Annotated in this window: 12 protein-coding genes and 1 pseudogene; 7 read left to right on the plus strand and 6 right to left on the minus strand. The window is 63.4% G+C overall.

Annotation, left to right across the window (positions count from 1 at the left end; translation table 11 throughout):
* Positions 1-232 precede the first annotated feature (232 nt).
* Positions 233-802, plus strand: a complete 570-nt coding sequence (locus K675_RS0103445; protein WP_017902114.1) for a hypothetical protein — start codon at positions 233-235, stop codon at positions 800-802.
* Positions 803-847: 45 nt separating this feature from the next.
* Here K675_RS0103445 and K675_RS0103450 read toward each other — a convergent pair whose 3' ends face one another.
* Both K675_RS0103450 and K675_RS30335 read right to left on the minus strand, forming a co-directional pair.
* The gene (locus K675_RS0103450; RefSeq protein ID WP_017902115.1) at positions 848-1,159 is read right to left on the minus strand and encodes a hypothetical protein; all 312 of its coding nucleotides are present in this window, start codon (positions 1,157-1,159) and stop codon (positions 848-850) included.
* Between the two features lie 65 nt (positions 1,160-1,224).
* Positions 1,225-1,791 (minus strand): DUF998 domain-containing protein, encoded by a 567-nt coding sequence (locus K675_RS30335; RefSeq protein WP_051070732.1) that lies wholly within the window; start codon positions 1,789-1,791, stop codon positions 1,225-1,227.
* On the opposite strand from K675_RS30335, the gene K675_RS0103460 reads away from it, so the two are divergent.
* Positions 1,790-2,140 carry a LysR substrate-binding domain-containing protein gene (locus tag K675_RS0103460; protein ID WP_017902117.1) on the plus strand — a complete coding sequence of 117 codons (351 nt, stop codon included), beginning with the start codon at positions 1,790-1,792 and terminating at the stop codon, positions 2,138-2,140. The genes K675_RS30335 and K675_RS0103460 overlap by 2 nt on opposite strands.
* Here K675_RS0103460 and K675_RS0103465 read toward each other — a convergent pair.
* Positions 2,115-2,900 carry a sulfite exporter TauE/SafE family protein gene (locus tag K675_RS0103465; protein ID WP_026144889.1) on the minus strand — a complete coding sequence of 262 codons (786 nt, stop codon included), beginning with the start codon at positions 2,898-2,900 and terminating at the stop codon, positions 2,115-2,117. The two genes, K675_RS0103460 and K675_RS0103465, sit on opposite strands and share 26 nt — an antisense overlap.
* 518 nt (positions 2,901-3,418) lie before the next feature.
* Between K675_RS0103465 and K675_RS0103470 the strand changes: the two genes are divergently transcribed.
* Positions 3,419-7,459, plus strand: a complete 4,041-nt coding sequence (locus tag K675_RS0103470; RefSeq protein ID WP_026144890.1) for a Pls/PosA family non-ribosomal peptide synthetase — start codon at positions 3,419-3,421, stop codon at positions 7,457-7,459.
* Between the two features lie 11 nt (positions 7,460-7,470).
* Positions 7,471-7,956: pseudogene (locus tag K675_RS32030) on the plus strand (4'-phosphopantetheinyl transferase family protein); the annotation flags it as partial.
* Positions 7,957-8,112: 156 nt separating this feature from the next.
* Here the strand turns inward: K675_RS32030 and K675_RS0103475 are convergent.
* The 3 genes from K675_RS0103475 to K675_RS0103485 form a co-directional block, all read right to left on the minus strand.
* Positions 8,113-8,886: a class I SAM-dependent methyltransferase gene (locus K675_RS0103475; protein WP_017902120.1), complete on the minus strand. Its 774-nt coding sequence runs from the start codon at positions 8,884-8,886 to the stop codon at positions 8,113-8,115.
* Between the two features lie 43 nt (positions 8,887-8,929).
* Positions 8,930-9,499: a DUF4174 domain-containing protein gene (locus K675_RS0103480; RefSeq protein WP_017902121.1), complete on the minus strand. Its 570-nt coding sequence runs from the start codon at positions 9,497-9,499 to the stop codon at positions 8,930-8,932.
* Between the two features lie 69 nt (positions 9,500-9,568).
* Complete coding sequence (locus K675_RS0103485) at positions 9,569-10,471, minus strand: LysR family transcriptional regulator (protein ID WP_017902122.1); 903 nt, start codon at positions 10,469-10,471, stop codon at positions 9,569-9,571.
* Positions 10,472-10,613: 142 nt separating this feature from the next.
* Here K675_RS0103485 and K675_RS0103490 point away from each other — a divergent pair, with 142 nt between their 5' ends.
* From K675_RS0103490 to K675_RS0103500, 3 genes are read left to right on the plus strand one after another with little or no spacing between them, the layout of a single operon-like run.
* A complete protein-coding gene (locus K675_RS0103490) occupies positions 10,614-11,312 on the plus strand; it encodes a CoA transferase subunit A (protein ID WP_026144891.1) in 699 nt (232 codons plus the stop codon).
* A 34-nt stretch (positions 11,313-11,346) separates the two neighbouring features.
* Positions 11,347-12,006: a CoA transferase subunit B gene (locus K675_RS0103495; RefSeq protein ID WP_017902124.1), complete on the plus strand. Its 660-nt coding sequence runs from the start codon at positions 11,347-11,349 to the stop codon at positions 12,004-12,006.
* A gap of 14 nt (positions 12,007-12,020) precedes the next feature.
* A complete protein-coding gene (locus K675_RS0103500) occupies positions 12,021-13,199 on the plus strand; it encodes an acetyl-CoA C-acetyltransferase (protein ID WP_017902125.1) in 1,179 nt (392 codons plus the stop codon).
* Positions 13,200-13,721 lie beyond the last annotated feature (522 nt).

Below are 13,721 nucleotides of genomic sequence, written 5' to 3' on the forward strand. Positions count from 1 at the left end.
ACAGGAAACACTCCCGCCGAGTTTGTCGAACAGTTCAAACATCTTATCAATGAAACTTAATATGGATTGACTGACCAGTCACTCTTGACTATACCGTCCTCCAGGGATGGAACCCGGTCATCGACGATCTCAGGAAAGATCGTTTCAAGTTGAAGCAATTCCCGTCCCTTCTGGTACAGCAGTACGCGAAAGGACGCCGGGCATTTCGCGTTGTCATGGAAGGACAGACGCCTTGAGCATTCTCGATAGCAGTATCAAACCGTCCGCAGAGGACCAGGCCGACCGTTTCACCGTACGCCATCTCGGCGACTGGCTGGTGTTCTGCCTGATTCTCTATATCAGCAGCGAACTGGACCGCCTCCTGGGGCTCTGGCTTCTACTGATCCCCCTGCTCACCGCCCCTGCTCTGATCGCGTCCTGCAGCTTTGTCGTGGGGTTCGTGGCAAATCTCTGGAAACGTCGCTGGAAACGCCTGGTCTCGGTCGTTGTGGCTCCGGTGATCACCGTCGGCCTGCTGGCGGCCTCGTTCCACTACGGGGTAGACGCCGGCTGGGTGAGCTTTCAACTGAAGCGGCATATCTACATGGAAATGGTACGCAGCCTGCCGCAGTCCTCCGCGAAATATCATGAGTGGAGTTGGGGCTCGACGGGCGGCGATATCGGTACGAACGTCACCTACACCCTTGTCTACGATGAAACGGACAAGCCGCTCACCCAGCCCAAGAACGACAGGCAATGGCAGGAGACTGCATCGGTGCAGCCCTACGGGCATCACTTCTTCCTGGTGACCGAACTGCGTTGAGGATCGCCAGCCGGCAAGCGGCATGATCCTCAACCTGGGCGAGCATCATCCACCATCAGTAGGTCCGGGGCGTGTCACTCGAACGCGATACCTGATTTGCCGTTCGAACTCGTCGTCCGGGTTTTCCTGGGTTTCAAGCACCGTCAGGAACCCGGAACGCTCAAGACCGGCCAGGTCCTCAAGCGTCCACCCTGCGGGAAAATCGCTGGAAACATCCTTGCCCTGATGCTCAATCCAGTGGGAGACCCCGAAAGGCAGGTAGCCCTGCCACTCCGACTTATAGGTGATATCGTCAGCCCCGCTGGCTGCCAACAGCGCCTCAATCCTGCCCCTGATGATTTGCTGACGATCACTCATGCTGATCCCTATTTCTCACGCAAAGCCAACACCGCCAGCACCGCGCCCCAGATCACCGAAACACCCTAGTTGAGTCGCTGGTACAGGCCAAACAGGTGCCCGTCGGCAAAGGCCTTGGCCATCATCGCCACCGTGGTGATCGACAGGATGACACAGATCGCCGAGAACACGGCGAAACCGGACGAGGACAGCAGTCGCTTGCCGAGAAACACCCAGAGCAACGCCGCCAACGTCAGCGAGATGAACATCACCAGCCCCGACAGGTTATGGATCTGCTGCGAGAGCGATGGTGGGGCCCGTACGCAGCCCTGGTCGCAGGAAAAGTAGCCGGTGGCCAGGCTCGCCAGGCCATGCACGAAGATCAGCGCCGCACTTAGCAGCGCCAGTCGCGAGCCCCTGAACTGCCTGGCTACACCCAGGGCAAAGAGCATGAACCAAAGCCCCGGTGGGAAGTTGTTGAGCCAGGCCGAGAAGCCGCGAGTCGGTGCACCCTCGGCGCCCAATTGGCTCATGGCCTGCTCCAGGTGGCTGTAGCCCGGGGAGGCCAGCGCGGTCAGGGCAACGCCCAGCAACAGCCAGAACGGAATCAATACGCCCGATCCGCAACTGGCGGATGAAGCCCCGCCGGACATGCCGCTGCTGCACAAGCATGAAAGTCCCCACGGCTGGGGTCGCTACGCGCAACTCGCCGGGCTGGTGCTGCCCGGCCACTCGGCCGGCCCCACCTATGATCGGTACGCACTGCTGATCGAAGCGGCGAAAGCCGGTATCGGCATGGCGCTGGTGCCGCGACGGTACATCGAACAGGAGTTGAATGAAGGGCGACTCAGCGCGCCGTGGCCCGCGTTCGCCGAGCTGAGCGAGCGCTATGTGCTGGTCACCCGGCCGACACCGGAGCGTCCGCAGGCGCTGGAGAAATTCGAAAGCTGGCTGGTCGAGGAAAGCGCCAGCCTGGTCAGAACACCAGCTTGTAGCCGATAGTGAACAACATAAACGCCAGGAACGGCCGCAGCAGGCCATCGGACACCCGTCCGGCCAGATGGCTGCCGAAGTAGATCCCCGGCAACGAGCCCATCAGCAGGAAGCCCAGCAGTTCCCAGTTCATGTTGCCCATATGGGCATGACCCAGTCCCGCCACCAGCGTCAGCGGTACCGCATGGGCGATCTCCGTGCCGACCAGGCGCCGGGTCGGCAGGAACGGATAGAGGATGAACAATGCCACCGTGCCCAGGGCGCCGGCACCAATGGAGGTCAACGCGACCATGGTGCCCAGGATCAGGCCGGTCAGCACGGTCAGACCGTTCAATTTCGGCGCGCTGATTCGCGCATGGTCGACGCCGCGTCGATGGGCGAAGGCCAGCAGGCTCTTCTTGAACAGCACCGCCAGTGCCGTCAGCAACAACACCACGCCGAGCGCCTGCTTGATGATGCGGTTGAGCTCGTCGGGCGCCTCATGCAGGCTGCTGAGAAACCACAGGGTCAGCAACACTGCCGGCACGCTGCCCAGGGTCAGCCAGCCGGTGATCTTCCAGTCGATATTGTCGTTGCGCTTGTGCACCAGCACGCCACCGGACTTGGTGATGGCCGCGTAGAGCAGATCCGTACCCACCGCGGTTGCCGGGTTGATCCCGAACCACAACAGAATCGGCGTCATCAGCGAACCGCCACCAACGCCGGTCATGCCTACGATAAAGCCGACCACCAAGCCTGCTACGACAAAACCGAAATTACCGACATCCATTAGCAAACCCTGGGCGAGACGACCAAAACAGGCGCGCAGCATAACGGTTAATCTTATGACCGTTTATAAAAATAAAGTCTATCGTTATAACCAGATGAGAGCACAGACGTACACTTTCTCTTTTGTAGCGGATGGACTTGCTCCATTGAGAACACCTGACGACTCCCAAGGGGACCGCCTCCGTGCCACGGCTCCTCCTCGATCGCTGGAGCGGTCACGCGCCCGCCACACGCCCTCTTGCGCCCCTCTTCCTCGTCCCGTGCTTCGGAACAGGGCAGGCAGACCAGACGTTCAACTGCCGTACAGCTCGGGTCTGAGAGACTTCAGCCATCAGCAGTATCAATAGCGATACATAGAGCCTTGGAAGGCCCGAATTACGCGGCCGGCCCAGGGATCAATGTATCCGGAACGACATGTAACAAGATATTTCAAGCCGTCAGCCAGGCGATGCCTCTCGCCGTGGCATCGGCATGGAGCACAAAGCGTCCAACCGTCACAACAAAGTGAGCAGCGCATTTATGAACAGTGCAATAGCGCAGGAACAACGTCAGTCCATGGCGACCGCGGACGTATTGTACGGGGCGATCCAACCCGAACTGCTGCGCGAGGAAATCCTCGCCGATCTGCTGGAGGCCACGGCGAGGCGCACGCCTGACCAAGTCGCGCTGATCGCCGGCGAACGTCGGCTCAGCTATCGCGAATTGGATGCGCAAGCCGATCGGGTCGCCTCGAGGCTGATCCGTGCCGGTGTCCGCTCAGGTCAGATCGTCGGTCTGTGGTTGCCGCGGGGTATCGAACTGCTGGTGATGCAGGCGGCCATTGCCAAGACCGGTGCAGCCTGGCTGCCCCTGGACCAGGACACTCCGGTCGAACGCTTGCTGGTGTGCATGGAAGATGCCGCCGCGGTTGGGGTACTCAGTTGCGCCCAACTGGCACCCGGCCTGGCCGGTACCGGCCTGCCGGTATGGACCGCCGAAGCCCTGCTGGCTCCGGGCGAAGAGCCCCTGGTACGCCGTAGCGGGGCCCTGCCCGATCATCCGGCCTACGTGATCTACACCTCTGGCTCCACCGGCAAGCCCAAGGGCATTCTCATCAGCCAACGCAGCATCTGCCATTTTCTACGCAGTGAAAACGCGATACTCGGTATCCACGGAGCCGATCGGATCTACCAGGGTTTCTCGGTGGCCTTCGACATGTCTTTCGAGGAAATCTGGATCGCCTACCTGGTCGGCGCCACGCTGTGGATAGGCCCCAGGGAGATCAGCGGCGACCCGGAAACCCTGCCACGCATGCTCAATGAACAGCGCATCAGCGTGCTGCACGCCGTGCCGACCTTGCTCGCGCTCTTCAACGAGGAAGTGCCGAGCCTGCGCCTGATCAACCTGGGCGGCGAGATGTGCCCGCAATCGCTGGTCGAACGCTGGAGCCGACCAGGCCGGGAAATCTTCAACACCTATGGCCCCACCGAAGCCACGGTCTCCGCCAGCCTGGCCCGGCTGGTGCCCGGCCGTCCGGTCACCATCGGCACACCGCTGCCCAACTACGGCCTGCTGGTGATCGCCAACGATGGCGACAATGCGGCCGACCGCCCCCCGATCCTGCTGCCACGGGGCGAAACCGGCGAACTGTGCATCACCGGACCGGGCCTGGCCATGGGCTACCTGGGCCGCCCCGAGCTGACCCGGGAGAAGTTCCTGATCAATCCCTGGAGCACCGGCTATCACGATGCCCGCCTTTACCGTACCGGCGACCTGGCCCGCATTGATGTCAACGGCCAGGTGCAGTGCCTGGGACGCGCCGATGACCAGGTGAAAATCCGTGGCTTCCGCGTTGAACTGGGGGAAATCGAAGCGTTGCTGGCACAGCAGCCCGGGGTCGGTACCGTGGCGGTGCTACTGCGCAAGGACAACGGCATGGATCAGTTGGTCGCCTACCTGGTGCCCGATCATTCACAAGATGAAGGCAGCCTCGCACCGCAACTGCGCCAGGCGCTGCAGGTGCAATTGCCGCCCTACATGGTGCCGGGGCGCTTCGAGTTCCTGGACAGCATGCCTCGCCTGACTTCCGGCAAGATCGACCGCAAGGCTCTCAGGGCGCGTCCACTGAGCCTGTGCATCCCGTGCGAAGTGGAAGACGAACTGCCTGAAACTGCCGCCGAGCAGGTGCTGTTCACAGCCTTGAAGACACTCTTTCCCGGCCAGCCCATCAGCCGCGACGCGGACTTCTTCACCGACCTGGGCGGCCACTCCTTTTTCGCCGCGCGCCTGGCCTCGGCCTTGCGGGCCGATGCACGTTTCGCCCACGTCACCGTACGCGACATCTACCAGCAACGGCGGGTCGGCGCGATTGCCCAGGTGCTGGAACAGGCACCGCCCATCCAGATATCCCAGGCCGAGTGGACAGTACCCTCGGCGTTTCGCCGCTGGCGTTGCGCAGTAGCCCAGGCACTGGCATTGCCGCCGATGGTGTGCCTGCGCATGATGCAATGGCTGGCACCGTTCTTCACCTTCCACTACCTCACAGGCGCCCCGGGCGACTCGATGGGCATCGCCACGATCGCCTCGATCGGCGTGTTCCTCGTGGCGACCGTACTGCAATTTGTCATTGCCATCGCCGGCAAATGGCTGGTGGCCGGACGCCTGAAGCCCGGCTCCTACCCACTCTGGGGTCTGACCTACTATCGTTGGTGGCTCGCCGACCGCATGCTCGACTCGGCTCCGGTCTACCTGCTCAGCGGCTCACCGCTTTATCCGATGTGGCTGCGGGCGCTGGGGGCCAAGGTCGGCAAGGACGTAAACATCGGCTCGATGAGCCTGCGCGCGCCAGACCTGCTGAACGTGGGTGCCGGCGTCAGCCTGGGCAATGCCGTGAGCTGCGAAAACGCACGGGTCGAGCGCGGTCGGTTACTGTTGGGCCGTATCACCCTGGACGAACATGCCTGCGTCGGTTCCTACGCCATTCTCGAGGGCAACACCGGCCTGGGGCGCTATGCCCGCCTGGAGGGCCAGTCGGCCCTCGCCGACGGCCAGCAGATACCTGCCGGCCGTGTCTGGCGCGGCTCTCCAGCCCGTGACAGCGGGGCCTTCGACCCCCAGCGCCTACCTGCGCGACCGCCAGTCAGCGCACGACGTCAATGGGCCGAACACCTCTTCTTCGTGTTCGGCATCCTGCTGATCGCCACGTTGTTCTTTATCCCGGTGTTCCCCACTTTCGCCCTGATCGACTGGTTCGACGAACGGCAACTGATGGCCTGGCTGCAAGGCAATGGTGTCGGCATGCAACTGGCGCGCTATTTCGTCCTGGCGCTGCCGGCCAGCGCGGTCCTGATCGTAATGACCGCCCTGGTTTCGGCCGGCATACGCAAGGTCGCCCTGCCACGCCTGGCACCCGGACGTTATCCCGTGCACAGCAACACCTATTGCGCCAAATGGCTGACCAGCCATATCCAGGAGGCCGGCCTGAACGTGTTGTCGGGAATCTACGCCACGGTTTACGCTCCGACCTGGTATCGCCTGCTGGGCGTCAAGGTCGGCCGTGACGCGGAGATCTCCAGCGCCCAGGGTGTGGTCCCGCATATGCTGACCCTGGGAGACGAGACCTTCATCGCCGATGCGGTGATGCTCGGTGACGAACAGGTCGAGGGCGGTTGGATGTCCATTCAGCCGACCGTGGTCGGTCACCGCAGCTTCGTCGGCAACGGCAGCCATGTCCCCGATGGCACGGTGTTGCCGGACAACGTGCTCATCGGCGTGCATTCCTGCGCACCGGCCACCGCCCAGATGTCCGCCGGCGACACTTGGCTGGGCTCGCCAGCGATCAACCTGCCGGCACGCGAGCAGGTCAGCGGCTATCCCGAATCCCTTACCTTCCGTCCTTCGCCACGACGCCGCCTGGCCCGTGGCCTGATCGAGGGGCTGCGTATCGTCCTTCCCCATGCCCTGGTGATCGCCGTGGGCTACACCGTGATGCTTGACCTGATGCCGTTGGCCGGCGACGAACGCTGGGGGGCGGTACTGGCCTACCTGGCGCTGATCGGCCTGGCTTATGGCGTGAGCAACTACCTGTTCGTGGTGGCCTGCAAATGGCTGGCGATGGGCCGTTATCGCAAGCGGGCCGAACCCATGTGGACACCGTTCGTCTGGCTCTCGGAAAGCGTCACCAGCCTCTACGAAGGCATGGCCGTCCCCAACTTCATGCGATATCTGAGGGGAACGCCATGGCTGCCGTTGGCATTCAACCTGCTAGGCAGCCGGATCGGCAGCGGTGTTTACCTGGACACGACCGATATCACCGAATTCGACTGCGTAACCATCGGCAATGACAGTGAACTGAACGCCATGGCGAGCCCACAGACACACCTGTTCGAAGACCGGGTGATGAAGATCGATCATGTACAGATCGGCCAGCGTGTCTACATGGGACCACGCAGCGCGGTGCTCTACAGTGCGCAGGTGGCTGACAACGTGCACCTGGGGCCCTTGACGCTGGTAATGAAAGGCGAGCATATCCCCGCCGGCAGCAGTTGGGCCGGCTGCCCGGCCGCCCCTGCGCAAGCCTGAGCCATCAGGCCATGCCTGGCTTGCCTCTTCACTTCTGGCCGGGCCGGCTTTCGAGCTGGCGGCAAGGCGTTCTGCTGATCGGTGCCCGGCACCCACCGGGCACTTCGCGAGCCGAAGCCCGGGGGCGGATTCGCCAAGCCCTGGGAGTCGCCCTGGTGCAGACACTGGGCATCCCGGCAGACACCATCACCTTCCCCCGCTGCCCTGGCCATCCACCTCGGGTGGTCATTGCCGGGCGGGCCGAGCCGGGACTGTCGATCAGCCATGACGGGCTCCTCTCCGTAGCGGCGCTGAACCTGCACGGTGCCGTAGGCATCGACCTGATACAGGTAAGGGAAGTCCCGGACTGGGAAAACATCGCTCGCGACTATCTGGGACCACAAACCACCCGGCGCTTGCAAAAGATCCCCGCCGCACAACGCGCAACGGCCTTTGCCCAGGCCTGGTGCCTGCGCGAGGCGATGCTCAAGTATGCCGGGCTGCCGCTGGTGGAATGGTCAGACACAACACAACCGTCAGGCCTGAGCTTCGCCCTGGAGGTACCTGCAACATGGCAGGGCGTGGTGGTGCTGCCTGACAGGGCTGCTGGCCAAACGCCTGAACTGGCGGCCCCGGCTGCTCAGCCAGCAGCAGGCGTCAGGCCGCGCGAGGCGTCAATCCAGGCGCTCGCAGCAATAGGCCTCGGTACGATAGGGAAAGGCAACGATTTCATGGTCACGCAAGGCCGGATGGGTCTGAATCAGTTGTTGAAGCTGATCGGCTACACCGGCTTTTTCCGCCGGCGGTAAGGCCGCGATGAAACTGACCGACAGGAAGCGATCGATGATCACCTCCTGGGGCGTTCCCATATGGCCGTACTCGAAACAGGTCAGTTGCGGCGCCGAGAAGTAGCGACTGTCGTTGAAGGGCAAACGCCAGGCACCGGTATGGAAACGCGGCGTGTCACCCTCGTAGGGTGTGATGATCCGGGTGATCTGCGCCACCCAGTCCACCGACTCGTCGCGCACGTTCCACACCAGCCCCAACCGACCACCGGGCCTGAGCACCCGATGCATCTCGGCCAGCGATGATTCATGGGCAAACCAGTGAAAGGCCTGGGCACAGGTCAGCGCATCCGCACTGCCGGCGTCCAGCGGCATGGCGTCGGCGGTGCCCGACAACACGCGCACCCGCGGCAGCCGCGCCAGCAGTTCGGCGCGCATGGCCTCCACCGGCTCGATGGCCGTCAGCGTGGCGCCGGTCTCCGTGAGCAGACGGGTGAACTTGCCGGTGCCGGCACCCAGGTCGACCACCCGGGCAGCGGGGACGGTTCCCAGGGTGTCACGCAACCATGGCAGCAACGCGGCGGGATAGTCTGGACGCCCTTGGGCGTAGGTCTTGGCTTCGACACTGAAGCCGACTTGTGCAGCCTGATGAACACCCGACATCCCCGCGATCTCCATGGTTCAGTGGCGCCAGATATTACCCGAATCAGTCATCCAGGTCCTTGGACGCGGCAGGCATCTTGCCAGCTTTCTCCGCCTTGCCGGGCTTGCCGCCCTTCTCCGGCTTGGCCTCGGCGGCGGCCGCTGCTGGCGCGGGGGCCGGCGCGACGGTGGCCTTTTCGGAGGCCGGCAAGTCATCGACGGCCTTGAACACATCGGCGATCGGCAGCGGCCCTTCATGTTCAAGGGTTTTCTGTTGCCCGTCCTTGCCCACCAGGATCACCGTGGACTTGCCCTCCGGGGTGACGCCCAGTTTCAAACCGCGGATCAGCGCCATGGTCGTTGGCTGTTCCATGTATTTGTCGGCGCGCTTGCCCACCGTCTGAGCCACCTCGTAGAGCACCAGTTGACGCTCGTCGAACGCCTTGCGGTTGGCCGGCTCGTCGAGGGCCTTCTTCAGCCCGACCAGGGTCGGGTCCGCCGTACTCGGCGCAATCACCACCAGTGCACGGGATTTTCCGAAGTCCTGAGCCAACGGAGAGTCGACATCGGCGGCCAGCAGCGGGCCGGACGCGAAGATCGACAGGGCGGCGAGGGTCAAAGACCGGACGAACATACACACCTCCTTTGAATATTCATGGGGTAATGATTGCGCATCGTAGGAAAAGATCCACACAGGGCCGAGTTATTTCTCAAAATTCAGGTAACGGGATCTTTCCTCCAGCAAGATATCGAACAATGCCTGGGCTGCCGTCGACAGCTCGTGGCCCGGTTTGGTCAGCACGCCAATCGCCCGCTCGACCACCGGCCCATGCAGGGTGATGCACCGTGCGCCCAGTTCGCGCATCTGGCCGACACACAACGCCGGCACCGCGCTCACCCCCAGGCCGCTGGCAACCATCCGCCCCACTGTCGCCAGTTGATGACTCTCGAATTCCACCGGCAGGGTCATGCCCCGGGTCCGCAGATGCTCCTCGAGCATCACCCGCACGTTGGATGGACGTTGCAAGGTAATGAAAGGCTCGCGCAGCAGGGTGTCCCAATCGATCTCGATCATTTCCGCCAGTGGCGAATCCATCGGCACCACGGCGACGAAACGATCCCTATACAGCGGCGTGAACCGCAGCGACGAGTTCTGCAGCGGTTCGAAGGCCACGCCCAGTTCCACCTGGCGATCGCCGACCATCTCCAGCACCTGCTCATTGATCACATCGTTCACCGCGACATTGACCTGGGGGTAACGCGCGCGAAAGGTCTTGAGGATCGGCGGCAGCAGATTGCCGGCGAATGACGGCATCGCCGCCAGGGTCACTCGGCCGCGTTGCAGGGTGAAACGCTGGCGCAATTCGTCCTCGGCATTATCCCAGTCGGCGATCAGCCGCCGGGCCAGCGGCACCAGGGCCTCGCCCTCCGGGGTCAGGGCGACGTTGCGGGTGTTGCGGCTGAACAGGCGCCCGCCCAGCCCGTCTTCGAGGGCCTTGATGGTCAGGCTCAGGGCCGATTGCGAGAGGAACAGCCGTTCACCGGCCACGGCGAAGCTCAGGCTCTGGGCAACGGCGAGAAAGGCCCTAAGCTGTTTGACGGTCATCGGTGTTTTTCCGGAGCGGCTGGCTATTATTGAGATTTATCAATCAATCAAACCTAAAAATCAACTTAACAAATATATTTCGCGGCGCAACACTCTGTGCAAAGGCCTTCCGGCCAACGAACAACAAAAGAGGATCATGCAGATGGCAGGTTTCGATAAACGCGTGGCGTCCTACGAGGAGGCCCTCGCCGGCCTCGAAGACGGCATGACCGTACTCTCCGGCGGCTTCGGCCTGTGCGGCATCCCGGAAAACCTGATCGCCGAGATCAAGCGCCGGGGCACCCGCGACCTCACCGTGGTTTCCAACAACTGCGGCGTCGACGGTTTCGGCCTCGGCGTGCTGCTCGAAGACCGGCAGATCCGCAAGGTGGTCGCCTCCTACGTCGGCGAGAACGCCCTGTTCGAGAAGCAACTGCTGAGCGGCGAAATCGAAGTGGTGCTGACCCCGCAAGGCACCCTGGCCGAGAAGATGCGTGCCGGCGGCGCAGGCATTCCAGCCTTCTTCACCGCCACCGGCGTCGGCACCCCGGTCGCCGAAGGCAAGGAAACCCGTGAATTCAACGGCCGTCCGTACCTGATGGAAGAATCCATCACCGGCGACTTCGCCATCGTCAAGGGCTGGAAGGCCGACCACTTCGGCAACGTCATCTATCGCCACACCGCGCAGAACTTCAACCCGCTGGCGGCCACCGCCGGCAGGATCACCGTGGTCGAGGTCGAGGAAATCGTCGAACCGGGCGAACTGGACCCGGCGCAGATCCACACCCCGGGCATCTACGTCGACCGGATCATCTGCGGCACGTTCGAGAAGCGCATCGAACAGCGCACCGTGCGCAAGTAATCCCCGGCCCCCTCGACTTACGGAGAACAAGAACATGGCACTTTCCCGCGAACAAATGGCCCAGCGCGTCGCCCGCGAGCTGCAGGACGGTTTCTACGTCAACCTCGGCATCGGCATCCCGACCCTGGTCGCCAACTACATCCCGGCCGGCATGGAAGTCATGCTGCAATCGGAAAACGGCCTGCTCGGCATGGGCGCCTTCCCCACCGAAGACGCGGTCGACGCCGACATGATCAACGCCGGCAAGCAGACCGTCACCGCCCGTATCGGCGCGTCGATCTTCTCCTCCGCCGAATCCTTCGCGATGATCCGCGGCGGCCACATCGACCTGACCGTACTCGGCGCCTTCGAGGTCGACGTACAGGGCAACATTGCCTCGTGGATGATCCCCGGCAAGCTGGTCAAGGGCATGGGCGGCGCGATGGACCTGGTGGCCGGTGCCGAGAACATCATCGTCACCATGACCCACGCCTCCAAGGATGGCGAGTCGAAACTGCTGTCCAAGTGCAGCCTGCCGCTGACCGGGGCCAACTGCATCAAGCGCGTGCTGACGGACCTGGCCTACCTGGAAATCGAAAATGGCGCTTTTGTCCTCAAGGAACGCGCACCTGGCGTCAGCGTCGAAGAGATTGTCAGCAAGACCGCGGGTAAACTGATCGTTCCCGACCATGTGCCTGAAATGCAGTTTTCCTGATGAGGAATGAAGCGATGCAAGACGTAGTGATCGTTGCCGCCACCCGTACGGCGATCGGCAGCTTCCAGGGTGCGCTGGCCAACGTCAGCGCCGTGGACCTCGGCGCGGCGGTGATCCGCCAGTTGCTGAGCCAGACCGGCCTGGATGGCGCGCAGGTCGATGAAGTGATCATGGGTCAGGTGCTCACCGCCGGTGCCGGCCAGAACCCGGCACGCCAGGCCGCGATCAAGGCCGGCCTGCCCCACGCCGTACCGGCCATGACCCTGAACAAGGTCTGCGGCTCGGGCCTCAAGGCCCTGCACCTGGCAGCCCAGGCGATTCGCTGCGGCGATGCCGAGGTGATCATTGCCGGTGGCCAGGAGAACATGAGCCTGTCCAACTACGTGCTGCCCGGTGCCCGCACCGGCCTGCGCATGGGTCACGCACAAATGGTCGACACCATGATCAGCGACGGCCTGTGGGACGCGTTCAACGACTACCACATGGGCATCACCGCCGAGAACCTGGTGGCCAAATACGGCATCAGCCGTGAAGCGCAGGACGCCTTTGCCGCCGCCTCGCAACAGAAGGCCGTGGCCGCCATCGAGGCCGGGCGCTTCGTCGACGAGATCACGCCGATCCTGATTCCCCAGCGCAAGGGCGACCCGCTGGCCTTCGCCACCGACGAACAGCCACGTGCCGGCACCACCGCCGAAGCACTGGCCAAGCTCAAGCCGGCGTTCAAGAAGGACGGTTCGGTGACCGCCGGCAACGCCTCGTCGCTGAACGACGGCGCCGCCGCCGTGATCCTGATGAGCGCCACCAAGGCCAAGGCCCTCGGCCTGCCGGTGCTGGCGAAGATCGCGGCTTATGCCAACGCGGGCGTCGATCCGGCCATCATGGGCATCGGCCCGGTCGGCGCGACCCGGCGCTGCCTGGAAAAAGCGGGCTGGAGCCTGGGCCAACTGGACCTGATCGAAGCCAACGAAGCCTTCGCCGCCCAGGCCCTGTCAGTCGGCCAGGAACTGGGTTGGGATGCGGGCAAGGTCAACGTCAACGGCGGCGCCATCGCCCTCGGCCATCCGATTGGCGCCTCCGGTTGCCGGGTGCTGGTGACCCTGCTGCACGAGATGATCAAGCGTGATGCGAAAAAGGGGCTGGCGACCCTGTGCATCGGCGGTGGCCAGGGCGTGGCCCTGGCGATCGAGCGCTGACAGACGATTGAGGGCCTGCTCCCGCCAACTGTGGCGAGCGGGCTTGCCCGCGCTGGGGCGCAGAGCGCCCCCAAACCAGCCAACGCGGTGCATCAGGAGGAATGGGGAACCCGGGTTTACGACTGCTTCGCAGCCGAACGCGGGCAAGCCCGCTCGCCACAACCACAAACGGTACCACCGGGCAATCTGGTAGTCCTCATGGCAGGCAGCCCCATCAAATTACAATAGCTCCCGTCCCAAGCAGCACCACGGCCCAATGTGGCGAGCAGGCTTGCCTGCGCTGGGGCGCAGAGCGCCCCCAAACCAGCCAACGCGGTGCATCAGGAGGAATGGGGAACCCGGGTTTACGACTGCTTCGCAGCCGAACGCGGGCAAGCCCGCTCGCCACAATCACAAACGGTACCACCGGGCAATCTGGTAGTCCTCATGGCAGGCAGCCCCACTAAATTGCAATAGCCCCTTCCCAAGCAGCACCACAGCCCAATGTGGCGAGCAGGCTTGCCTGCGCTGGGGCGCAGAGCG

The sequence above is a fragment of the Pseudomonas fuscovaginae SE-1 genome (assembly GCF_000364705.1).
Classification (GTDB): domain Bacteria; phylum Pseudomonadota; class Gammaproteobacteria; order Pseudomonadales; family Pseudomonadaceae; genus Aquipseudomonas; species Aquipseudomonas fuscovaginae_A.